The sequence below is a fragment of the Paenibacillus rhizosphaerae genome (genome assembly GCF_014192015.1).
Taxonomy (GTDB): domain Bacteria; phylum Bacillota; class Bacilli; order Paenibacillales; family Paenibacillaceae; genus Paenibacillus_AQ; species Paenibacillus_AQ rhizosphaerae.
In genome coordinates this window covers 1,700,603-1,723,511 of record NZ_JACHXJ010000001.1, presented here as the reverse complement: position 1 = coordinate 1,723,511, position 22,909 = coordinate 1,700,603, and the positions used below count along the sequence as shown (strand labels likewise).

21 protein-coding genes are annotated in these 22,909 nt (G+C 50.7%); 4 read left to right on the top strand and 17 right to left on the bottom strand.

Features of this window, described 5'->3' with window-relative positions:
• The first annotated feature begins 152 nt into the window (after positions 1-152).
• From FHS19_RS07450 to FHS19_RS07440, 3 genes are read left to right on the top strand one after another with little or no spacing between them, the layout of a single operon-like run.
• Entirely contained in the window at positions 153-1,907 is a 1,755-nt protein-coding gene (locus FHS19_RS07450) for a sensor histidine kinase (protein WP_183580793.1), read from the top strand.
• Positions 1,882-2,643, top strand: coding sequence for a response regulator transcription factor (locus FHS19_RS07445; protein ID WP_183580791.1), 762 nt, complete (start codon positions 1,882-1,884; stop codon positions 2,641-2,643). Before FHS19_RS07450 ends, FHS19_RS07445 begins: the two co-directional genes overlap by 26 nt.
• 36 nt (positions 2,644-2,679) lie before the next feature.
• Complete coding sequence (locus FHS19_RS07440) at positions 2,680-4,179, top strand: ABC transporter substrate-binding protein (protein ID WP_183580789.1); 1,500 nt, start codon at positions 2,680-2,682, stop codon at positions 4,177-4,179.
• 280 nt (positions 4,180-4,459) lie between these two features.
• Here the strand turns inward: FHS19_RS07440 and FHS19_RS07435 are convergent, their stop codons facing one another.
• Both FHS19_RS07435 and FHS19_RS07430 read right to left on the bottom strand, forming a co-directional pair.
• Complete coding sequence (locus FHS19_RS07435; RefSeq protein WP_183580787.1) at positions 4,460-5,266, bottom strand: WD40/YVTN/BNR-like repeat-containing protein; 807 nt, start codon at positions 5,264-5,266, stop codon at positions 4,460-4,462.
• Positions 5,208-6,272 (bottom strand): WD40/YVTN/BNR-like repeat-containing protein, encoded by a 1,065-nt coding sequence (locus FHS19_RS07430; protein WP_183580784.1) that lies wholly within the window; start codon positions 6,270-6,272, stop codon positions 5,208-5,210. The genes FHS19_RS07435 and FHS19_RS07430 overlap by 59 nt, the downstream gene beginning before the upstream one ends.
• Before the next feature lie 316 nt (positions 6,273-6,588).
• On the opposite strand from FHS19_RS07430, the gene FHS19_RS07425 reads away from it, so the two are divergent.
• On the top strand, positions 6,589-7,368 hold the full coding sequence (locus tag FHS19_RS07425) for a DJ-1/PfpI family protein (protein WP_183580782.1): 780 nt from the start codon (positions 6,589-6,591) through the stop codon (positions 7,366-7,368).
• Positions 7,369-7,579: 211 nt separating this feature from the next.
• Here the strand turns inward: FHS19_RS07425 and FHS19_RS07420 are convergent, their stop codons facing one another.
• The 15 genes from FHS19_RS07420 to FHS19_RS07350 form a co-directional block, all read right to left on the bottom strand.
• The gene (locus FHS19_RS07420; RefSeq protein WP_183580779.1) at positions 7,580-8,434 is read right to left on the bottom strand and encodes a phosphotransferase; all 855 of its coding nucleotides are present in this window, start codon (positions 8,432-8,434) and stop codon (positions 7,580-7,582) included.
• A gap of 251 nt (positions 8,435-8,685) precedes the next feature.
• A complete protein-coding gene (locus FHS19_RS07415) occupies positions 8,686-9,330 on the bottom strand; it encodes an SDR family oxidoreductase (RefSeq protein ID WP_183580776.1) in 645 nt (214 codons plus the stop codon).
• Positions 9,331-9,408: 78 nt separating this feature from the next.
• Positions 9,409-9,657, bottom strand: a complete 249-nt coding sequence (locus FHS19_RS07410; RefSeq protein ID WP_183580773.1) for a hypothetical protein — start codon at positions 9,655-9,657, stop codon at positions 9,409-9,411.
• Positions 9,658-9,888: 231 nt separating this feature from the next.
• On the bottom strand, positions 9,889-10,365 hold the full coding sequence (ybaK, locus tag FHS19_RS07405; protein WP_183581495.1) for a Cys-tRNA(Pro) deacylase: 477 nt from the start codon (positions 10,363-10,365) through the stop codon (positions 9,889-9,891).
• Positions 10,366-10,548: 183 nt separating this feature from the next.
• A complete protein-coding gene (locus tag FHS19_RS07400) occupies positions 10,549-11,538 on the bottom strand; it encodes a helveticin J family class III bacteriocin (protein WP_183580770.1) in 990 nt (329 codons plus the stop codon).
• Between the two features lie 248 nt (positions 11,539-11,786).
• A complete protein-coding gene (locus tag FHS19_RS35465) occupies positions 11,787-13,421 on the bottom strand; it encodes a thiamine pyrophosphate-binding protein (protein WP_183580767.1) in 1,635 nt (544 codons plus the stop codon).
• Positions 13,418-14,773 carry an ATP-binding protein gene (locus FHS19_RS07390; protein WP_183580765.1) on the bottom strand — a complete coding sequence of 452 codons (1,356 nt, stop codon included), beginning with the start codon at positions 14,771-14,773 and terminating at the stop codon, positions 13,418-13,420. The genes FHS19_RS35465 and FHS19_RS07390 overlap by 4 nt, the downstream gene beginning before the upstream one ends.
• Before the next feature lie 426 nt (positions 14,774-15,199).
• The gene (locus FHS19_RS07385) at positions 15,200-15,424 is read right to left on the bottom strand and encodes a hypothetical protein (protein WP_183580762.1); all 225 of its coding nucleotides are present in this window, start codon (positions 15,422-15,424) and stop codon (positions 15,200-15,202) included.
• A 93-nt stretch (positions 15,425-15,517) separates the two neighbouring features.
• Positions 15,518-15,688, bottom strand: coding sequence for a hypothetical protein (locus FHS19_RS07380; RefSeq protein ID WP_183580759.1), 171 nt, complete (start codon positions 15,686-15,688; stop codon positions 15,518-15,520).
• A 101-nt stretch (positions 15,689-15,789) separates the two neighbouring features.
• On the bottom strand, positions 15,790-16,002 hold the full coding sequence (locus FHS19_RS07375; protein WP_183580755.1) for a hypothetical protein: 213 nt from the start codon (positions 16,000-16,002) through the stop codon (positions 15,790-15,792).
• A gap of 153 nt (positions 16,003-16,155) precedes the next feature.
• Positions 16,156-17,175: an ABC transporter substrate-binding protein gene (locus FHS19_RS07370; protein WP_183580752.1), complete on the bottom strand. Its 1,020-nt coding sequence runs from the start codon at positions 17,173-17,175 to the stop codon at positions 16,156-16,158.
• A gap of 16 nt (positions 17,176-17,191) precedes the next feature.
• Positions 17,192-17,953: an ABC transporter ATP-binding protein gene (locus FHS19_RS07365; protein ID WP_183580749.1), complete on the bottom strand. Its 762-nt coding sequence runs from the start codon at positions 17,951-17,953 to the stop codon at positions 17,192-17,194.
• 3 nt (positions 17,954-17,956) lie between these two features.
• On the bottom strand, positions 17,957-19,036 hold the full coding sequence (locus tag FHS19_RS07360) for a FecCD family ABC transporter permease (protein ID WP_183580746.1): 1,080 nt from the start codon (positions 19,034-19,036) through the stop codon (positions 17,957-17,959).
• 222 nt (positions 19,037-19,258) lie between these two features.
• Complete coding sequence (locus FHS19_RS07355) at positions 19,259-21,322, bottom strand: glycoside hydrolase family 65 (RefSeq protein WP_183580742.1); 2,064 nt, start codon at positions 21,320-21,322, stop codon at positions 19,259-19,261.
• Between the two features lie 15 nt (positions 21,323-21,337).
• Entirely contained in the window at positions 21,338-22,882 is a 1,545-nt protein-coding gene (locus FHS19_RS07350) for an extracellular solute-binding protein (RefSeq protein WP_183580739.1), read from the bottom strand.
• Between the last annotated feature and the right edge of the window lie 27 nt (positions 22,883-22,909).

Below are 22,909 nucleotides of genomic sequence, written 5' to 3'. Positions count from 1 at the left end.
GAAGCGCATCCCTTTATGAGACTCTCTTAAGGGATGCTTTTTCCTTCCCATCTATGAAGTTTCGTAAGAAACGTGGTACCTTTGCACTATTCGTGGTACATTGGGATTAGCTATTCATGCTTTCGACGAGTTGCTGTAAATCGAGGTGTCTTATGGGCTCTTTTTTGCAAATCAAAATTTACCGTCACAAGTTTATCGCCTATGTCATCTTCGTTGTGAGCATCGGGCTCACGCTAAGCACGCTGACCTGTGCCATGCTGCTGAACCAATGGGTCGGCAATGCCCGGATCGAGGCGGCGAACGCTTTCTCGCGCGTGGAGAATGAACTGCAGTATGACGCCGACCGTATTGAGGCTTACATGCAGCGGATATACTCCAATCCGGGGTTGCTCAACGATGCCAGAAGCTTTGCGAGCAGCAGTGCTGAAGGTTACTTGACGAGCAGGCTGGATCACAGCATTTACTCGCAGCCGTTGGTTTCCTTTCCAGAGGATCTTAAAACCTATTTATACAGCTGGGCGCAGGGCGAGATCACGCAGATCAGCCTGCACACCGGCGAATACGGCAATGTGGTGCGCTTTAACGATAACGGGATTGCCAGTTACACGTTTGGACTTCCGAATAAGGATGAGGCTTTTCATGACACGATTACGAAAGGTTTCGTATACCGCAAGAAGCTGTCGCTGGGCTCTCAGGAATTCGGTGACTTGCGCTTTTTGGTCAGCAGTGAGCAAGTTTTCAGATCGGTCCAAAATTTCCGGGTTGGCGAAGCAGCGGCCGTCAGTGCTGCCGGCGATATCTACCCGATCGGCATCGGACACGACGAAGATTTGGTGCAAATGTCCCGTCTGGCGGCGGCAAATGGACGAACTCACGGCATTATTTCAAGGGGGATGCTGAAGCCGATATTTTATGTTACCTTCGCCTCCACCAAGTTTAATTTCAAATTCGTCAGCATCATCGATTTGTCCACGCTGATTCGTCAGCATGCCGGGATGCTGATCACCCTATTCCTGATTGTGCTGGCCGCGATGGTCAGCGTACTGCTGCTCATTGTCTATAATTTAAGGGATGATGCCCTCTTCCTGCACCGCATCATCCAATCGATCGGACGCGTCAAGACGGCCAATTTTACGACGAGCCGCCCAGCCCGGTACCGAAGAAACGAATACGGTATGATCGCCCGTGAATTGGATGATATGATACAGCAGCTGGATAAGTACATCCGCAATGAATATTTGCTGAAAATAAAACAGCAGGAAACCGAAATGAAAGCGCTTCAGAACCAGATTAATCCGCACTTCCTGTACAATACGCTGGAGGTGATCCGCTCTACGGCTCTGGTCAACCGGGACACGGATACCGCAGACGCTATTGCGACTTTAGGGACGCTCTACCGCGAAATCGTGAAGAAGGAAAATATCATTTCGGTCGCCAGCGAGCTGGAACTGCTGCAGAAGTACTTGGAGATTATGGAGTTTAAGTATCCGGGACGTTTTTATTATCAAGTCAATGTCGAACCGGCCCTCCTTTCAATCCCGACCGTGAAATTTTGGATGCAGCCTCTCGCTGAAAATTTTTTCATTCACGGCTTCGATGCCGGTCATGAGTTTAATTTGTACGTCGTCAATGGCTGGGAAGCCGATGACGATTATGTGCTCGAATTTGTGGATAATGGGCAGGGAATTCCGGCGGAGCGGTTAAATACCGTTCGGCGCACGCTGTTTAACCAGGACGACGCTTCCTCCAGTAGTATCGGGCTTCGCAACGTATACACGCGGCTGCATTTCTTTTATGGGGACGGCTGTACGATCGAGATTGCGAATAACGAGGAAGCCGGGGTCAAGATTGCGGTACGGATATCAAAAGAGGTGATTGAACATGTACAAATTGATGATTGTGGATGACGAGCCTCAAATTTTGGAGGGCATGAAACGGATCTTGGACTGGAATCAATATGGCTTCGGCCGGATTGAAACATGTGAAACGACAGAGGAAGCCCTGTCCAAAGTAGTTGAACTGCAGCCGGATGTCGCCATTTTTGATGTCTGTATCGGCAAGACGCTCGGCTATGAGGCAATCAGCAAACTTAACGAATTTAAAATTCCGACGAAATACATTATTATGAGCGGCTATAGTGAATTCAAATACGCGCAGGAAGCCATTCGCTGCGGCGTCAAAGACTATCTGCTCAAACCGGTGGAGCGCACAAAGCTGCAGCAAGTCATTGAGAAGATTATTGTCGAGGATCTTAACGGTACGATCGGCAATAAGAACAGCGAGGACCTGAACAGGGATCCCGTCTTAGGGGTTCAATATGAGCAACTATCCAAGCTGGTCAACCGTATTTTGCTGATGATCAAGATGGAATACGCCCAGAATATTACGCTGAAATCCGTGGCGGAGCGCTTCCAAATGAACAGTACTTACCTGGGACAGCTGTTTCTTAAAGAAACCGGAATGAAGTTTTCAGAGTACCTCATGGCATATCGGATGCTGCTCGCAGAGGAACGAATCCGTTCGACCGAAGAGAAAATATCTTATATCGCGTTTTCCGTTGGCTACAACAATCTCAATTATTTCTATACGCACTTTCATAGCTTTTTCGGAAAATCTCCTTCCGAGCTTCGCGGAAAAGCTTAGGCTGCGTACCCTTCAGAAAGGAGGCTGCAGGTGGTCATGAACCATAGTCGCAAGTCGATCATAATGACCCTCTCTCTGATTCTGCTGCTCGTATCGTCGACTGGCTGCTTTCGTCAGTCGGGCCAAGATAGCGATTCCAATGACGGCGCCCCGGTCAACCTGATTTATTACACGATCGGAGAACCTGATAAGGACTTACAGCTCGTCAACGATAAGATCAACGAAATCATGGCACCCAAAATCGGCGTAACCGTCACATACATCAAAGTCGGTTGGCAGGAATATGAAGATCGGCTGCACACGCTCATATCCGCCGGCAGTCCATTCGACATCGCTTATGTTCCCGATTATGCCCCCACGGCGATGCGCGGTGCCTGGCTGAGGCTGGATGACTTCCTCCAAGGTCTGGGCAAGGAGATGTATGACGCGGTTGATCCGATCTTTTGGCAGGGAGTGCGCTTGAATGACGGCGGTATATACGGCGTACCGACCAATAAAGAGCTGGCGGTGCGTGATCAATGGATGTACCCTGCCTCCATCGTGGATAAATACCATATCGACATCTCCAAATACGATACGCTGGAATCGCTTGAACCTCTTCTGCGGATGATTCAACAGAACGAACCGGATTACGTACCGATGGAGCTCGACAGGGACTCCCACAATTTCTTCGCCCTTGACGGTTATGAGTACATCATGAACAATAAGATTCCCTTAATGATCAAATCGCTGGATCCGAGCGCCGAGGTCGTCAATATATTCGAAACCATGGAAGCGCGGCAGATTCTGGATACGCTGCGACGATATTATAAAGCGGGCTTCATTAACAAGGACGCCGCGCTGCGGGAGCCCGGAGGCTTGAAGCGGGGAGCCAAAGTATTCTGGAAATCCTCCGGCGGCGGTCCCCTTTCGGAGACAACCTGGAGCAAGGACCGCGGCTACAAGGTCGTGGCGAATCCCGTCACGCCGAGCGTTGTCACCACGGAATCGGTCCGGGGAGGAATCATGGCGGTCAATGCCAACACCAAGCATCCCGCCGAGAGCATCAAGTTTTTGAATCTGCTGAATACGGATCCGGAAATACGGAACTTATTTAATTACGGTATTGAGGGCGTGCACTACACGCTTGATGCCCAAGGGCAGGTTGTCCCCATTTCTTCAAAAGATAAGGATGGAGCCGATGCCTCTTCCCGTTATGCGGGAGTACAGTATACTCAGGGGAATTGGTTTATCCTGAATACGATGGGCGGCGACTACCCGGATCCCCTTAATAAATGGGAGCAGTTCCGTCAATATAACACTGGAGTCGTCAAATCGACCGTACTCGGATTTACGCCGGATCTTAGCAAAATGACGGCTCAAACCGACAACATCGAGATGGTCTGGCAGAAATACTACCCCAGCCTGATGACGGGCTCCGTCGATGTAGGCGTGATCCTCCCCAAGTTTAATCATGAACTGAAGCAGGCTGGTATTGAAGAGGTGCGTAAAGAAGTGCAGAGACAGCTGGATGCATGGCGTGCAGTCAGCAGGTAGCCGTTTGCGAATTTAACTGTATACCGGTCATCATTTCTTCCATCAACTAATTAGTGTTTCCCGGCAGCCGGTCATGCTGCAATTTGACCGCTGCCGGTCATTTCATCGAAAGATACTCTTCTTTCAACAGTCCGTAATACACAAGATCCTCGTACTTCCCCTGCTTTTTAGCATGCTGTGTTTTTAATTCAAGCGAAGGACAAAAAAAGCCGCCGATTTGCGGCAGCAGAAGGGCTCATGTTCCCAGCTTCTCCGATTTTCCCGCTAGCCCTGTCGATGATCACTGCTGAACGGACCAGCTCAGCCCGCCGTCAGCCGTCACGGCAGTACCCTGCAGGAACTGAATCCAGCCATGCTGCGGATCGGAAAAGCCAATCGATCGGACGTCTACCATCCCGGCATCTGTGGGAAAAGGATGATTCACCCAGGTTCGGCCCCCGTCATTCGTCATCAGGAGACGGGTGATCACACCGTCTGTGGCTTCGAAATCTTCAAACAGCAGATACCCGTGCGTTTCATCGCGAAAATAGACCGCGTCCGGATACCAGTCCTTGTCAAGCGTCAATACGGTTTGCGCCGAATGGTCCGCACCGAAGCGAACGAGATCTATTGTCCCCTTTGTATTCGTCTGCTTCAACAGCCATCCGCTGGAATAAGAGGTCAAGGAGACTTGCATCTCACTATTTTCCTTGCTTAACAGCGTTTTGTTCCAGGTCTTCCCGCCATCCGAGGTGCGGTAAAGAGCCTTTCCTTCTCCTGTGGCGAACAAGACGCCATGATTTGTGTCAAAAAAACGGATGGCCGAAATGTCGGCTATCCCCAGCTTGCTCAGCGATTCGCTGGAAACTTCATGCCAGGTGAACCCGCCGTCCTGGGTTTTCAATAAAACTTGATGGGGCTCTTGATCACGGAAAGCCAGAACAAAGCCTTCTTTCTCACTGACAAAGCTGATTTTCTCCAGCCGGGTATAAGAATCCAGGGAAGCGATGATCTTCCAGCTTGCCCCACCATCGATCGTTTTCAGTACCTTACCGCTGTCCAGCTGGGTCCCGATGCCAAATCCGAGCAGACGATCGATAAAAGCCATGTCCTCCTTCGGTCTGCCATACGGCTCGGATAACGCCCGGGTGCAGCGAAATCACGCCGGTATTCCCGTCGATCAGCTGAATTCCGCTCACATAAGGACGTCCCGTCCGCTGCGTGCTCATTTTAGTCCAATGCTTACCACCGTCAACGGTACGGTAGATGTCCCCGCTCAGCATCCCCTTTTCATTCCTCAGCAGCCAGCCGGTATTTTCATTCGCAAACTGGATTTGAAATGCGGACAAAGGTGAATCCTTCGCTGAGATATCCAGTTGTTTAGACCATGCCCGTCCAGCATTATTGGTTTTTACAACGACAAGCTTGGTATCATCCTTGCCGACAGTACCGATGACATAGCCTGTGCCGGCTTCCGGAAAACTGGCGCTGATTGGTGTAAAGTCCTTCATTCCAAACACAGCCGTTTGAAAATGATCTCCCCCATCCTTTGTGAGGAACAGGCGGCCGTTCACAAGCACCGCGCCGCTTTGCTCATTCATAAAAGATAATTTATGCAGAACGGGAGTGCCTTGGCTATGGTCCTCTTGAGATTCGGACTTCCATTTTGTGGTCCAGGTCCGGCCGCCGTCTCCGGTTTTCAGCAGGCTGATCTGTTTGCACTGCAGCTGTCCTTCACTGCTGGAACAGTTATTTTCGATCAAAGCGTACCCGTTTTGGGCATTGACAAAGTCCAGGCTGCGTATATACTCCCCAGGCAATTCCTGTTCCTGCCAATGCTTTCCGCCGTCATGGGTGGATAATAGCGTTAGGTGAGCGTCAGTGCGCTCTTTGACCGCAAATCCCGTTTTGGAGTCGACGAAATCGATAACGGGAAGATCATACGGAACATCCCCTTTCCATTGGAGCTCCTTTCCCTGCTGCATCTGGATGGGAATATCAGCCGAAGATAGCGCGGCCGTTGCCCGTTCTGGCCCCTTGGCACAACCCGTAAGAGCGGCTGCCAATATGGCCATCAGGACTGCCGCCCTGAAAAACCCTCGTCTTGTTCTCATGTATAACACCTCCTAAACCCGCGCAAAAAACCTTCTGAACGATAGATCTCCTATACTTAAACCGTCCAAGGCTCACGATTGTTCTTGACAAGGTTTATTATAGAGTTTGCTTTTGTACGATGGGTTAAGGATTGTTCTCGTTTTGGAGTCAAGTTTTTCATATTTTCAAGACTCATGGATTGTGAGGAGTTGTTTATCGTTTTGTGATCTTTATAGAACCTCATTTGTGATATTCATTTGTTACGTTTCTACTGCGAATAAAAACCGCGTGAGTCTTATAAATGGGCTTAGTGCGAAGAGAAAGGAAAAATCAATAATGAAAAAGATGTTTGCATTATTCATGTCGTTGGCATTGGTTCTCAGTCTGGCCGTCCCCGCCGCAAGTGCGAATGCCGCAGCCGACAATCAAAACCAGAAGAACAGCCTTCATGTTCAAATTGTGCTGTTCGATGGATTTGATTTGCTGGACGCCTTGGCGCCCTATGAAGTATTCGCCGCTGCGGGAATGTATTCAGGTGACAAAGTTACGGTCGAACTGGTTTCTGCAGAAGGCAAGCGTTCTGTTCCGAGCGGGCTGGGCGGACCCTCTCTCGAAGCGCAATCCAAGCTGGACCCCCATCAACCGGGAATTATCGTGGTGCCTGGTGCGGCTGGCAAGCCGGCGGGAAATACTCCTGATACCATTCGGAACATTCTATGGAAGGCGAAGCAAACGTCCTTAACGAGCATGATTAAACAGGCCATGAATGATAAGGAAGTGACGGTCGCAACAGTATGCGGTGGTTCCTTATTACTTGCGATGGATGGACTGCTGAAAGACCGTCATGCCGTGACCAATCCGATTGGCATGGCTGCGCTAGGTGCCGCGGGCGCAATCCCGGTAGAGGCCAGAGTCGTAGAAGATGGACCACGACTGGTTAGCGGCGGAGGCGTAACTTCGGGATTGGACGTAGCGCTATATTTGGTAGAGCGCGAGGTGGGCCCGCAAATCGCAAACGCGGTAGAAAACCTGTTCCAATACGAGCAGCGCGGCATAGTGTGGAAAGCCGAAGGCGAAGCGCCCGTTGACTTTTCCAAGAATACGGCTGGAAAATGAGCGAATGCGGTTCTTTTGATAAGTCGTGGATCTTCCAATAAGCTGGAAATGTAATTAGGAGTATAAAGGACACCACTAAAATGCCTGAGGGCAATTTTAGCGGTGTCTTTTAGTTAACGCTTCAGGGTTGATCCAGTTGAGCGGACCTCGTCAGCATGATAAAGGTAAGTTTGCGCCGATGGCTGAGCTTTTGTTATTGAGGTTTGCTGCTTTAGAGCTGCTTTAACTCCAGATCGTGAGCAATTTCGGAAATGAGGCGGTCAAACCACGGTTTTCCTTGGGGAACCCATTTCCTGGCCGCTTGGGCATACCATGCCAGATGAAGAAAATGATACATCTGTATGATACCGATCGGAACGTACCGAGCAGCATCAACACCCAGTGAAAGTAATAAAGTAGCGGCATCAAGCGAGACCGGCCCCCAAATCGGGCGCTGCCAGTCGAGGACCCGGTACCCGTCGTTTGTCGCTAGCACATTTTCCGCTTTAAGGTCTGCATGAACGAGGCCTGAAGGTGAACAAATTTCGGCAAGTAACGCCGGGGCTTCACTCCACTTACGAAGTTTGTTGACCTTGGTGAAGTCCACTTCTTTGAAGCTTCCTTCATGAATACATTCGGAAATATCACGAAGAGCAGCCTCGATATACGCGGTCCAGCCTTCCTCCGTGCTGATGTCAATCATGACAGGCAAATCTCCATCAATCCGGGAGATCATGGTCATCAGATCATTGGCGGTGGCGGCTGCCTCCGATTCTTTTAAAGGAATATCCTTCAGCCGCGGCGCCTGGATTTCTTCCATTAGCATAGCCGTCATATTGTCCTTAGCTTCGATCACGCGAACCGACACCAAAAGCAGAGATTGGGCGCGAGCATAAAATTGGGCTTCAAGCGTCGGCGGAGCCTGAACTTTGTAAATGTGACGGTCTCCCTGCTCCGTGACAATGCGCTGAACGCAAGATAAGGGCCATTCGTGGATGGTGATTCGTTGTGAGATCGGACTGCCTAGATATCCTGCCAGTTCTTCGTCGTCGTGAAGGAGTAATTCAAACGATGGATGACGATACATGTGATCCTCTGCTCCTTTTCAAAATACTCAGCTTAATGATACTAGGTACAAGTTGCGGAAACCAATTCGGAATCCTTTTTATTTCGTGATGGCGATCGGTTATCCTCCATGGTCCATTCGATTATTCTCCCCCTGTACCTCGCTGATGAACGGATCGGAGGGTGGACGTAGCAGCAAAAAAGCCGCTCATTCAGCGGCTTCAGTACGTGGCTTAAATAGAGAGATATCCGTCACGGGTCCTTATGGTTTGTTCATAACGCGTTTAATGCTTGCTCTATTGATGTTTCACCGCTGGTCATATCAAAAGCTTTGCCAATCGTATGAGGATTTTCCAATGATGCCAGTATGGCTTCAGCCACATCTTCGCGGGGAATTTGCCCCCGATCGAGGTCAACCGCAGCTGCGACCTTTCCTGTTCCGGGTTCATTGGTCAGCCCGCCGGGGCGAATAATCGTATAATCCAGCCCACTGTGCTCGAGCCAGATATCCGCATAATGCTTTGCGGCGCTGTAGTAAGGCGCACTTTCCATCCAAAGCTCGCGGTGATGGACCCCGATCGCACTCACCATAATGAAACGGCGCACACCGGCTTGCTTGGCAGCCTCCATCGACTTGATTGCACCATCCAAATCAATCATCATCGTTTTGTCGGCTCCTGTATGGCCGCCCGAGCCTGCAGTAAATACAACCGCATCCGCTCCCTCGACTGCGCGGGCCATCTCATCGACAGTGCCTTCCAGGTCAGCAAGAACCGCTTGTACACCTTGACTTTCGAAAGCAGCTTTCTGATCGTCTTTTCGTACCATTGCGATGGCACGGTGCTTATTGGATTCCTGCAGCTTTCTTGCAAGATGCCGGCCAATCTGGCCGTTGGCCCCGATAATCAGTACGTTCATGATCAATCCTCCCCTTCTTATAAAATTCGGTCATACGTGTTCCGTCTTAGGCTTAATTATGTATAGATAAGATTGTTTTTAACCCAAAAAATGAATCTCACCTTTTTCTTTTTTGGCCCGAATCACAATTTTTCCCAGACAATGCTCCGATTCCTCACCATTGCTTTCCGCTTCTTCGAAAGCTTTATTTAATAGGGTAATGACTTCGGCTAACGTTTTGTCCTCTGATAGATAATAGGCCCGAGTAAGCTCGGTGCTTTTAAACGCGTCAATGGTTCCTTCGATATTTTCTTTTCCGAACGCTTTGACTTCAATTTCAATCTTCATGCCTACCTCCTAATAAGTTCCCGCCTTGCTGTCCATAGTTGTTATGGATCAGGGCTATCTTTTGGTATAATCATCCTGAGGTGTTTAAGCGATGGATGGAAAAAGATTTGTACTGATCATGGTGATTGTTTTAGTTGTGATAGGCGGCTTTTTTATATCATTTATGCAGCTTCTGAGTTCAATAGGCAAAATCTGATCGGGTCTGCAGCCAGATCCGTTTCTTATTGCGGGCTAACTGTATACAAGATTGGCCAGCATTCCCTCCGCAGCTGCCGCTAAGTCGTGTCCGCTCAGAAAAATTTGCAGCCCCCGTCTTCCTCCACTAATGCTGACGAGTTCCATGGAGCTCACGGTTGCATCCAAATACAGCGGGTATTTCTTTTTCATGCCCAGCGGAGACACGCCGCCCCGGATATACCCTGTTAACGATTGAATTTCTTTGACGGGCACCATTTCTACTTTTTTATTGCCGCTAGCTGCGGCCAGACTTTTCAGATTCAGTTCCCGGTCGCCTGGAATACAAGCAGCGAGTACTCCTGTCTTATCCCCTTTTAAAATAAGCGTCTTGAACAGCTGGCCGGGCTTCAGCCCTACTTTCGCGGCAACCGTTGCCGCATCCAGCTGATTTTCGTCCCATTCATATTCGTGCAGCGAATACTTCATTTGAAGCGTGTCGAGTATTCGGCAGGCATTCGTCTTGGCTGACAATTTCCTCACCGTTCCTTTTCAATAACTATTCGTCAAATAACTAGCATTTGAATGACTACGTACTATTTTATCATGGTAACGGACGCCCAGAAAAATTCTGAAATCACTGCCAATAGAAAAACAACCTGAGCATGGTCCAGGTTGTTTTTCGTCTTTTCATGTAACCAGCCAACTCGATAGTGATTAAAAAATGCTGTCTGGAACGTAATAAATTTTCTGGGTATTCTGCTTGCTGTCGGGATTGGTTACGATATTAAAATAAACATTCCCGTTTTTGTTTTGTACGCCCTCGATTTCATGTTTTCCCACGTTGGTGATTTTCACCAGACTCTTGTAAGCTCCTGTGTTAGACATCATGGCAATCTGCGGAGTGTTTCCTTCAGCGCCGCCAGATGTATAAATTTCAGTTTTGCCAAGCAGGTCGGCGCCTTGGAAGGAACCGTTCGGTCTCACGATGGCACTGCCCGATTGGGTGAAGCTGGAAACACACGCTGCTTTCGCCGCCGCACTATCCAGACGGACCTGCTCGTTGCTGTCCAGCAGCTTGTTCAGTTTAACCGTATCATAAACGGACCAGGTGACCTTTCCTTGTTTGGTTTGAACCCGGAAATAGGTATAGGTGCTGTTTCCGCCGCCGTCAACACGATACGTGTCCCCTAATCTTGTGCCTTTTTTGTTGGCGTAATTCATATACGTGAACCGGTGGAGGTCCGTATAATCAAAGGTCTTACCGGCCGAATATTGAAGTCTGGCGACTTGGAGCGACCAATAGTTGCTTGTTGAAGGATCGGCTTTTGAGCTGAAATAAAAATAGTTGATCCCCTTGTAGGTGTACATATCGAGCGTTTGCCCGTGACCGGCATTGGTGATCTTCATTTCATCCTTGTATGTAGCGGTATTGCCGTTGATCACCAATCTTGACAGATAGACCGTCCCTTTAGACCGCTGGGTAACATATACGTATTTCGAAGCGATATAAGCTTTCTGAACCGCCAATTTATGATGCAGTCCTTTAAGATTGTAAGCGAGTTTCGCCGAAGCATTGACGGTTTTTCCCGGGGATGCCGCAAAGGCGGTCAGACTCGACATCCCAAAGATCAGGATGGAAAGAACGACGAAGCAGAACAATTTGAAGTGCTTGTTCCGTGAGATGAATAACTGAAATGAGTACATCTTGTTGATACCTCCATTGAAAGTTCTTAGCATTATGCTAATAGAAATATCTGGCTATGAAAACCGTTTTTCAAAGAATTAGGGCTAAATACTCACGTGTATTGCCCATATACGGGATTAACCTCATTCCTAATACGGTAAAACCATTCTCCCAATCATCAGAAATACGGAGATTTGCAAACATAAAAAAGCGCCATATCGGCGCTTACTTCTGTGTGTGATCCGGTCCATTTGTATGCATAAACCTCTTAATCGAGCTTCATTTGCCGTGCCAAGGTGGAAGGGATCTCCTCTTTGTCCACAATCACGTCAATCACAAACGGCTTATTGAGCTGCAGAGCGTGTTTAAAAACATCTATAAATTCGCTGAGCGTCGTGCAGCGCGCACTGTCCGCTCCCATTGAAGCCGCGTACGCGGCTGCATCCAAAGGCTGCTTAAAGATCGTTCCGTCGGTTCTTCCGGTAAACTCGCGCATCCCTTTTAGCGCCATATCCAGCTGTCCGTTATTGATGACGATAAAAATAACCGGAAGCTGTTCGGCGACGCAGGTCGAGATTTCGGAGCCCAGCATAAATAAGCAGCCGTCTCCCGTCAAGCAGATGACGCTTTGGTCCCGGTCGGCAAATTTAGTACCAATCGCCATCCCGATCGCATTGGCCATCGAGGCGAAATAGGAATCGAAGAAAAAAGTGACTCCCGGCTTTAGGTCCAGCCAACGAACCGCATGGTACCCGTGTGCGCCATCATCGGCAAAAATGGTGGTCCGCTCAGGAATAATATCCCCTACCGCCTGGCAGACTTCCGCGACCGAAAGGGTCTGAAGCACAGGCAGCGGATCATGATACCGCTCACCAACCCCCATGTCATCATTCACGCGATCATTTGGGTACAGGCGCAGCAGTGCCTCAAGATTCGTTGCGATATCGCCGAACACATGCATATGCTCAGCCTGTATAATGCCGCCCATAAATTCATATGAGATATCAAACTGAATGATCCTTTGCGGGAAATAAGAACGGTCCAAGCCCGCCAATGCGGTATCGCTCAAACGCGATCCCATCACCAGCATCAGGTCAACGCCCGATTCCAGCAGGTGCTTGGCTTTTTGGTGCCCGCCCAGGCCAAAGGGGCCGTGGTATAGCGGATGCAGCGAATGTACGCTCCCCTTGCCACCGGGAGTTGTGACGATGGGAACCTGAAACTGCTCGGCGAACCTTGCGAGGGGCTCCTGAGCTCTGGAGAGGACGACCCCTTTTCCTGCCAGAATGACGGGGTTTCGGGCGGCTCGCACCTGATTCACCACGTCCGACAGATTGGTTGCAGCATAGTTTACATGGCTTGACGGAATATGGATATTCGGCTCGGCCACGGGCGAGATCATGACATCAAACGGTATGCACAGATGCACAGGTCCTTTCCGTCCGGTCATGGCTTCGCTCAGCGCATGATTAAGGATCGCCGGGAAGGTATCGGCGCGGGAGACCATCGTGCTGAACAGCGTAACGGGTTTCATGATTTCCGCCAAATCGATGCCGAATAACGAGGAATCCTGGCATTGCGGTATCCCGGTTTCTGCCGCGGACTGATGTCCCGTGATGAAGAGTACGGGGAGACAGTTCATTTTCGCATGGGCTGCCGCAGTGACCAGATTGGTCCCTCCCGGTCCAGAGGTTCCGACGACCACCCCCAGCTTTTTACCCGCAAAAGCATAACCTCCGGCTGCAAAACCCGCTCCGCTCTCATGTCGCCCCAGAATAAATTCGATTCCCTGGTTGCCAAACTCCAGAATTACGGGGGCTACGGATTTGCCCGGAATTCCGAAGGCATGCTGAATATCGAGACTAACAAGCGTTTCAACTAAGAGCTCTACGACATTTTTCACACAGGACACTCCTTTAAAATGCCTGACAAAGGTAAGCGAATATTGAATTCCGTACCTGCACCCAATCTGGAATCGACGGTGATCTCTCCGTTGTGGTTGTTAATTATGCGATAGGATACGGATAGACCCAAGCCTGTTCCGTTCTCTTTGGTCGTAAAAAAAGGATTTTGGATTTTTGTGAGGTTTTCAGGACTAATACCGGCGCCATTGTCAGATATAGTGATGGTTAGTTGGTTGTTCTGAATGGTAGATTTCAAGGTTACGACTTCTTTGGGTAGCGACGCTTCAACGGCATTTTGTAAAATATTGATCAGAACCTGCTTTATTTGCGAAGCATCCGCATACAAGATGTCCTGGTCACCGGTATAATAATCCCGGATAAACCGGATATCATGCAGAGCGGCCTGTCCTTCCATAAAATCAAGCACACTGTCAAGGAACAAGTTGATTTCGATCGGCTTGACGATCGGAAACGAAGGCTTGGACATCGTGACAAAATCCGATACGAGGTTTTTGACGCGCACCAGCTCCTCGTGTACGAAACCCAAATAACGGGCCGTGTCCGGAGCAAGCGGCCGCTCACGGATAATTTGCACAAAGCCCATGATGGCGGTAAGCGGATTACGGATTTCATGGGCTAAACCTGCGGCCAGCTTGCCGATGGCCGACAGCTTTTCGCTGACGATGACCTGCTGCTCCAGCAAATAACGTTCGGTAATATCCCGCAGCTGCGCATAGGCGCCTTGGATGATCCCATTTTCAAATATCGGAATGATATCGGCAAGGCAAACGGTGTGTGTCCCGCCGGCGTGAAAATGGACCTCGATTCCCCGCTGCCGCTGGCCGTTAGCAATCGTTTGCATAAAGTACGGGCCCAGCTCCGTAATTTGATAAGAGGACTGCCCGACGGAAATATAATCGGGAATGAGGGTTAGGGCGACGTGGTTAAAATCGACTACGGTACCTGTACGGTCAGCCAGAAGAATTCCGGTATCCAAATTGTCGACCATGAGATGGTGAAGATCCAGCTGCCGCTGGTTCGTTTTTCTCAGCTTCAGCTCCCTTCCCATGGATTCCGCCATATTGACGAGCATGGCGAGCTGGTAATTGCTGAAATCGACGATGCTTGTCATCAGTGAGATCGTTCCTTCGCGCACCCCATGATTTCCTGGGAACGAAAACGGGACGCTGTGGCAGGCGGATTCGTGCAGGACCAGATGAAAATGATCCGTCCCCACCGTTTGAAACGGAATTTTGTTCTCCAGCGTGATCAACGTCGCACAAATACCTACCTCCTTCTCAATCAGCAAGCTCCCTTCTTTAATATTCAGCTGCGATAGATTTTCTCTCATAATCCGATCACCGAAGGAATCAATAACCAAACCTTTGTCATCCGTGACAACGAATGAAACCATTTGCCCGTTTAGTAATTGAATCGTGTTTTCTCCAAATCCCTTGGTAACTTCCAGAATGTCGGCATATAGCCGCTTCTGTCTCTGTAGATGCTCTTCGGACACGGTTGTTAAGGGTGAGGGAACATCTGTTGGCTGCATTCCATAGGCGATGCAACGTCGTCGAACCTCGGCGAGGTAATTGTTTTCCATGTGGTCGAACCCCCAAATTACGACTGTACTTCCTATATCTTATAGTAAATCTAACGTAAGGAATATAAATATTTTGGGGTTTGGGTAACATTTCCGATGTTTATGTCGAATCAACAAAGAGGCTGCCCCCAGGTCCACGGACTCAGGGGCAGCCACTCTTCACGATGCCGATTTTCAAATGGATTCATCGACCGAAATGGCTCCAACCGAAGAGGAAAGCGTAATGACCGGGCCTCCGCCGTTGAAGTCGGTGGAACCGCTCGATACACCGGAAACCGTTCCGAGTTCGCTCTGAACGTTCAAGGTGCAAGACAAGGATGATGCAATAACCGCTTGGACTCCGCCTACATCGGTGCCTACCTGAAGACTGCTGTCCTTCTCCATTTCCTGGATGCCCACACGGACGTTTCCGGCATCTGACTTGATTCTGGATTTCCCGGCAACATGCGCTCCCTCAACAATTATACTACCGACCCTATTTTCAACCTGATCCTATCCGTTCAGGTTTTTCATCGTTATGCCGCCGACCTCGTTAACAATTTCATAACCGGTGATCTGATCCGGCACATTGACGACATACTCGATTAACAGCTCGGATTTCCCGTAACGGGACTCTGCCCAATCCCATAAATCTCGTGTCGGATCTTCCTTTGCATGCGTCACGATTTCCATCGAGCATACGGGGTATAGGTATGACAAGTGTATACGACAAAAACAACAGCCTGGAACATCCCAGGCTGTTGTTCGGTATACCAATCATCAATTCAGCTTTTGGACGGAAGCTGTTTTTCGCTGTTTTTGCCAAAGCCGGACTCATATACTGTAAAAAAAGAAATGTTCGAAGTTTGCACCTGATGCTCATTTAATTCTACCCATTCCTCGCTCTTCAGCCTGGAGATTACACCGCTGACGTCATCGGATATGATATTGAGTGCTTCTCCGCCGACAAAATGAATCGTAACGCTGGTCTCGCTCATCGCTCCCACCTCCCATTCATTTCCTATTGGCATAGTATGGCCCAGGCTGTTACTTCTTATTTACACAAATCAGAAGGAAGGCAATCTGACGGAGGAGCGGTGATTCTGACGATAGCAGCGTGTTGACATGGCGCGCTTTTAAAAAATACGAAGCTATTTAAACAAGTCGGGATACATTTCTTTGGCCAGCTTTTCCATTCCGTCGATCGTATTGTACCCATAGCCAAACATGTAGTTGTAGTCCACCGCATAGATCTGCTTGTTTTTGATCGCCTTCATACTGGACAATTTGGGATTGGCGTAGAGCGCCTCTTTGAGCTTATCCTGGGTCGTGCCGCCCGTCGTGCTCCAGTCCGGGATGATGAGTACATCCGGGTCTGCCTGAATCAGCATTTCGACGCTGACATCGCCCGTTTCATTTTTAAAGACGTTGTCCAGCTTGACCATGTTGAACGCATCATTAAAAAACGTTTCTTGTTGTGCCGCGTATACGCTCACTTCCTTCGGGTCGCTCATATGGAGATAAGCGAATGATTTCTCGCCTTGGATACCCGCTAATTTGGAAGCGATGCCTTCCTGCTTCCCCTTCAGCTCTTGGATGAATGACTCGGCCTTATCTTGTACGTTAAAAATTTCACCTAGATTTTCAATATCTTTGTAAATCGAGACATAGGTTCCCCCGGTAACAGACGATTCCAGAACATAAGTTTTGATTCCCATGCCGTTCAAGGTGTCCACCGTGCCGACTCCCCAATCGGCGTTATCGAATAAGCCGCCCCGTCCGTAAACCAGGTCAGGATTGGTACCCAGCGTAACCTCCTTGCCGACATACTCGTCGCTAAGGATATTCAGTTTATTATAGTCCGATTCGACCGCTGGATCCGGTGCCCCGAAATTTGCGCCGACCCCGGCGATTTTGTCGCCAAGTCCAAGGTGGAGCAGCAGTTCCGCCGCCGGCCGGGTATTGGCCATGATGCGTTCTGGCGCCTTATCGAATACCTGCTCTTTTTTTTCCCAAGTCGTTCCGCCTTCCGCCTTCGTGAAATTTTCGATTCTCACCGGATAGTGGCTGGCAGCTTGGGCGTCCGGTTCACTGGTGTTCGCCGTATTTCCGCAGGCGCTGAGCACCAGCATGGCCGCAATCCCAGCAATCAGCAGCAGCTGTCTTTTCACTTGTCTTCCTCCCCTTTTATAGACCATAAGCAAATCCCAAACCGTTCGTAACCGGATTGATATATGTCTTACACTTGATCTGGTACAGAGCTTCAATGTTCTCCGGCGTCAGCACCTCTCCAGGCGTGCCATGCGCGTAGACCTCGCCGTGTCTCATGGCATAGAGATAGTCGCAGTAATGAGCGGCCATTTCCAAATCGTGAAGCGCGGCCAGCACCCCGATATTCAATCCTTTTACGCAGGTTAAAATTTCGAGCTGATACCGAATGTCGAGATGATTTGTCGGTTCATCCAAAATCATGAATTCGGGCTGCTGTGCGATCGTTCGTGCCAAAATGACCCTCTGCTTTTCCCCGCCGGACAGCGATAAATAGCTGCGCTCTTGATAATCCAGCAAATTCGTTCTCGCCAAAGCTTCTTCCACAATCGCTATGTCTTCCGCTTTGTCGGATTCCAGCAGCTTCTTGTGCGGCGTTCTGCCCAGCATGACCATCTGCTGGACCGTTAAATCAAAATTCATTTCATTGAACTGACCCACGACACCAAGCCGCTGCGAGACTTTCTTTTCATTCGTTTTCAGCACATCCAGGTCGTCTAAATAAACGGTCCCTTTCTGCGGAACGAGGCTCTTGTATATGCTTTTTAACAGTGTGGATTTCCCGCATCCGTTTGGACCGATCAGGCCTACGAACTGCCGGTTTTTGACCTGGATCGATACGTTCTTCACGATATCTTTTTTGCCGATCCGGACTTGCATTTCCTTTGCGGTCAACTCCATATCTCACCCTCCGAAATTGTAGCCTTTTTTCACGATCATGTAGATAAACAGCGGCGAGCCGATCACCGACGTAATGATCCCGATGGGCAGTTCCACATTATGAATCAACGTCCGGGATAAAATATCCGACCAGATCAGGAACAATCCGCCCAGCAACAGCGTTCCGGCTGTCAGCCGCTTATGATCCGCGCCAAAGATCCCCCTGCCGATATGAGGAATGATTAAACCGACAAAACCGATCATGCCTGCATAAGCGACCATCGTACCGGTAATCAGCGCCGCGGCGATCATATAAAACTTGCGGTAGGCGCTTAAGTTAATACCGAGCGTAATGGCTGACTCGTCTCCGAGCAGCATCGTATTCAGCACACGGTGCTGCAATAGAAACAATGTGCAGCCGAGCAGCACGACCGCCGCCATGATTGGCGTTTTATCCCAGCTGGAGGAAGCCAGGCTGCCCATGGACCAAAACGTGACGGTCTTGATACCCTCCGCGTTGTTGGCAAAATATATGACCAAGCTCGAAAAGGAACTGCACAAGGCACCGATGACGACGCCGGATAATACGAGCTTTACCGATGTCGCTTTGCCTCCGATGCTGGATAACACCAGCACGGCAATCGACGTCACCATGGCCCCGGCAAAAGCTCCAAAGGCGACGCCGAACTGGGACAGCAGCGCACCGCTGCCGAATCCCACCAGGATCGCAAAGGTTGCCCCCAGGGACGCGCCGGAAGAAATGCCGAGAATATACGGATCGGCGAGCGGATTTTGCACGACCGCCTGCATGATCGTTCCGCATAAGGAGAGCCCCATGCCGATCAAAAGGGCAAATATGACACGCGGCATCCTCACATGCATAATGATGTTTACATATGAGTCGCTCTCCACATGGCTCAGGGATCCCCATTTACCGCTGCTCAAAGCATGTACGATGATTTCCCATGCCTGCCTGAATGGAATATGTACCTGTCCAATCGATACGGAAAAGACAGCGGATAACGCTATCAGAACAATCAAGATCGAAATAACTGCATAATACCCGCTTCCCAATCCTGTAGTTGTTCCTTCCTTCGTATTCAAGAATTCACCTCCTATCGATGCGGTAATCTGTTTGTGTATTCAATGATAATGATTATCATTATCGATTATATTAAGGTATAATCTTCCGCATGACAATCCCTAGTTGAAAAAATAAGTTGCAAAGAGCGCTGGGAGCGCAAAAAAAGCTGGTGCCGTTAATTATTCGGCGCCAGCTCAGTCAAGCAGCATTAGGTATCGATCCGTATATGTACAACAGCATGCTTATATTCGCCGCAAGAGTCCCTCGTACCGCACATTCCATGTTCCATCACCCGGAAATCCCGGAGCATGTGAGTCGGGGCCGCCGATCCAGCCGGCAGCCATCAATGCGGCGGCCGAGAGCAGTCCGCCGTTGCCCGGAAGATAGCAGAGCAAATTATCCCGCTGATAGTTATGGCCGTTGATGAGATAGCTGTTTTTGACTTGATCCATCAGCAGCATATCGACGGCCAGACCTGGTTCGTCGAGCCGAGCCGCGGCCATGGCGGCCATCGGAAAATCCCATCCCCACGATGTTTCCCATTTCCAGTCGTCACGGACGCGGTAAAGCGTCCGGAGCATCGTCTCCCTGTCAACAAGCTTTCCCGGTAATATGCCGCATGCGCCCAGCATCGACGGATGGTCGATGTTCGCTTTCTCGAACGTATCCGTGATCAGCTCGTGCGCTTCATATACACCATGGATTGCATTAGGCCTCGACAATTGGGCTCGGACTTGCTCCCACTGACGTTCAGGCGGGAGACCAAGCCGGCGCCTCCACTCCAGGGCGATACCGAGCCCATGGAACCAATATTCCAGCTCAAACGTCGGATTCATCGTCCCATCGCCTCGATGGTTCTCCTGTGCCGGGATAACGGGCGGGCCCAGCACGTAACGGCTGCTTTCCTGTTCCCATACGGCGTAGGAAGCCATGAACCGGGCGCTTTCCATCACGACGTCCCGGTATCGCTCTAGCGTACCCTGGGTCGGCTCGGCCTGATAGCAGAGTTCGGCCAGGTCGATCGGGTGCGGCTGCTGCCAAATGAGCAGCGCGCCGACATTGGACGGGCTCTGATCGCCTTCCGGTCCGACCATTTTCGGCCACCGCGCCCCTTGATACCCTTGAGAGGCCGCGAGCGCACGCGCCTTGGGGAGAATTCGGTTATACCAGTCCATGCTTTTGCGAAGCAGATCGACCCTCCCCCACTGCGCAAAATGAGCGGCGTGCCACCAGTGCATTTCCAGGTGAAATTTACCGAACCAGCTGTTATACATCAGCCCGGTTTCCTGCGGCGGAAGCGAACCTGCGGAATGAAGCGCGGTCAGAAACTGCGACAGCACAACGCGCCGCTCAAGCTCAACCGCCCGGGGATCGCGGCTGTCCGCAAGTTCAAGTGCGCCTCCGCGCTGCCAGAACCCTTCCCAGTGTCGGCTCGAAGCTTCGATGGTCGCTTCGAATTCTTCGCAGGCTTGCGGTTCCTGAGGTGACAGGCTGACGGCAAACTCAAAACGGTCCAATGAAGAGTTTGGCATGACACGGAAGGTGTGCGGTCCCTCCTGCAGCAATTCCCCTTCAGTCCACGCCATTCTGACGTGGTAGGTATCCTCGTCCATCATCCTCTCGATTTGCGCTCCCCGGCGAGTTGCACTTCGGCATATCGATCCATGCAGATTGGAGTCTTCCCAATTCAAACCGATACTGCTCCCCCAGCCGCGGGCTTGCGGATGGGGGGCCGGAAAGCGGACGACGATGGACAACCTTCCCTTGGCGATCAGCGGTGATTCGATCCGGATGCCGATCTGATCGGTATCCGGATGACAGGCCGTCACGACATGGACGATCTCTCCTCCTGCACGGAAACGACTAGTTATCACGCCGCGCCACAAGTCGAGCGTCTGCTCAATGTCCTGGAGCTCATTGAGCTCGATGTGCTCTCCATCTTGAGTGCGCAGGTCGAGCCCGAAAACGCCAAGCTGCACGCGATGCGGGTTTTGCCTCAGCCAATGAAAGGCTTCCTCTTGTCCGTTCGCGTTCGTGGGATAGCCTACGTCTCTCCCCTGCGTGTCGAATGGCTCCAGCCGAAGCTGTTCCAGCGTGTGAACGTTTCGCCCGCCCGTGGAATGCCATCCCCAATGAGACTGCGTTCCAAGCGGAAAGACGTAAGCGTCCGGGTAGCTTTGCATGCCGGTGATGTCCACCGTGTATGCCATTTCCCCGTTACCGACCGAGAGCGGTGCCATTATCTCTGGTTGGCTCAGGACGGGATTGTGCCGGGAGACAAGCTTTCTCCGTTCAATCGGCTGCATGCCTGTTCCTCCTCGTTACTTTTGGTATTGTTTGACTTTGTCGTACCAGGCCTGTGCCCGCTTCGTCACTTCGTCCCCGCCGGATTTCTTCCACTTGTCCACGAATTCGTCGAACTTGTCAATCGGCCACTCCCCGATCACGATCTTCGACAAGTATTCCTGGAACAGTTTATGGGACTGGATGTCGGGGTACCCTTCGTAAACGGACACCGGCATTCCGTCGCCCGCAATACGCCGCGCGTCGGCGGTAGACGTCGCAAAAATATCCTTGATCATCTGCACGCGGTCCGCCGGGAAGGTTTGCTCGATGCGGACATCCATGGTTTCCTTCGTGTTGTAGTTCAGCATGCCGAGTCCGATCGTGCGATTATCGTCTGCAGGCAGCAATTGTTTCTTCCCGTCGACGACCTCGTGCTGGATTCCTTCGATGCCGAACTGGACAAAATCCGCATTTGCCGGATCATAGAAGAAATCGAGCAGCTTCAAGGAAGCTTCCGCTTTGTCCTCGGACACTTTCGGAATGAGCCACTCCGGCTCACCGACGCTTTTCTGCGTAACGAAGCCCTTAAATCCTTCCACGGTCGGCATCGGCATGCCCTTGATATTCACATCGGGTGCAAGCTTCTCGATCGCATCAAGCCGGCTGTTCAAATTCGCCGGAAGGTGGTACCAGCTGCCGACCAGGTTATTGTTGATCTTCGCCGTCCATATTTCTCCTTTGTTCAGGAACGTCTCGTTATCGAGCAGCTTTTTCTCATACAGCTCCCGGATAAATTGGATGGCTGCCTTCATATTTGCGGTTACACCTGCGTATTGCAGCTTGCCGTCATAGATATCCCATTCGGGCTTTCCTTCCCACATGGCGACGCCGTACATGCCGAACAGGTGGTCCATCCATGTGCCGAATTCCCGGCCCGTCGTCGGCAGCTCGTCTTTCGTGCCGTTGCCGTTGGGATCCCCGTTCAGGAAAGCGGTCAGCACGTTCACATAGTCATCCTTGGTTTTGGGCATTTGAAGCCCCAGCTTATTGAGCCAGTCCTGACGGATCATCGGTGCACGCTCGGGTATCATGTAAATTTTCGGGACGTAATAGATCTTACCGTCATCAGTCGCGGAGCGAACGATATTCCACGCCTCCTCCGGTATGCGTTCCCAGACGTGAGGCGCATATTTCGGCAGCAGATCGTCCAGCGCCAGCGCCCCACCCTGGGAAATGAGCGTTTGCTCCACTCCGCCTACCGGACGCATAATGTCAGGCAAATCGCCGGAAGCGATCATGACATTCATGCTTTCGACGGGATCGCCGCCGGATGAAGTTGTGACCAGGTTGTACTGCACGCCGGTTTTTTCCGCGATATACTTCACATGAGGATCATCGCTTTTAGGCAGCTTCCCTTTCCCGAGGTGGGTTTTGTATACGTTTACAACAGGATAGGGAGAATCTTTATCCCCAGCCCCTGAAGATCCCTCCCCCGTTTTGCCGCCGCTGCATCCAGCGATCACAGCCGTACCGGTCACCACGGTCAGCAGCAACCGCAGGCTTTTGGCCCATGCTTTCATCTCGACCTCTCCTTTTCACTATCATTT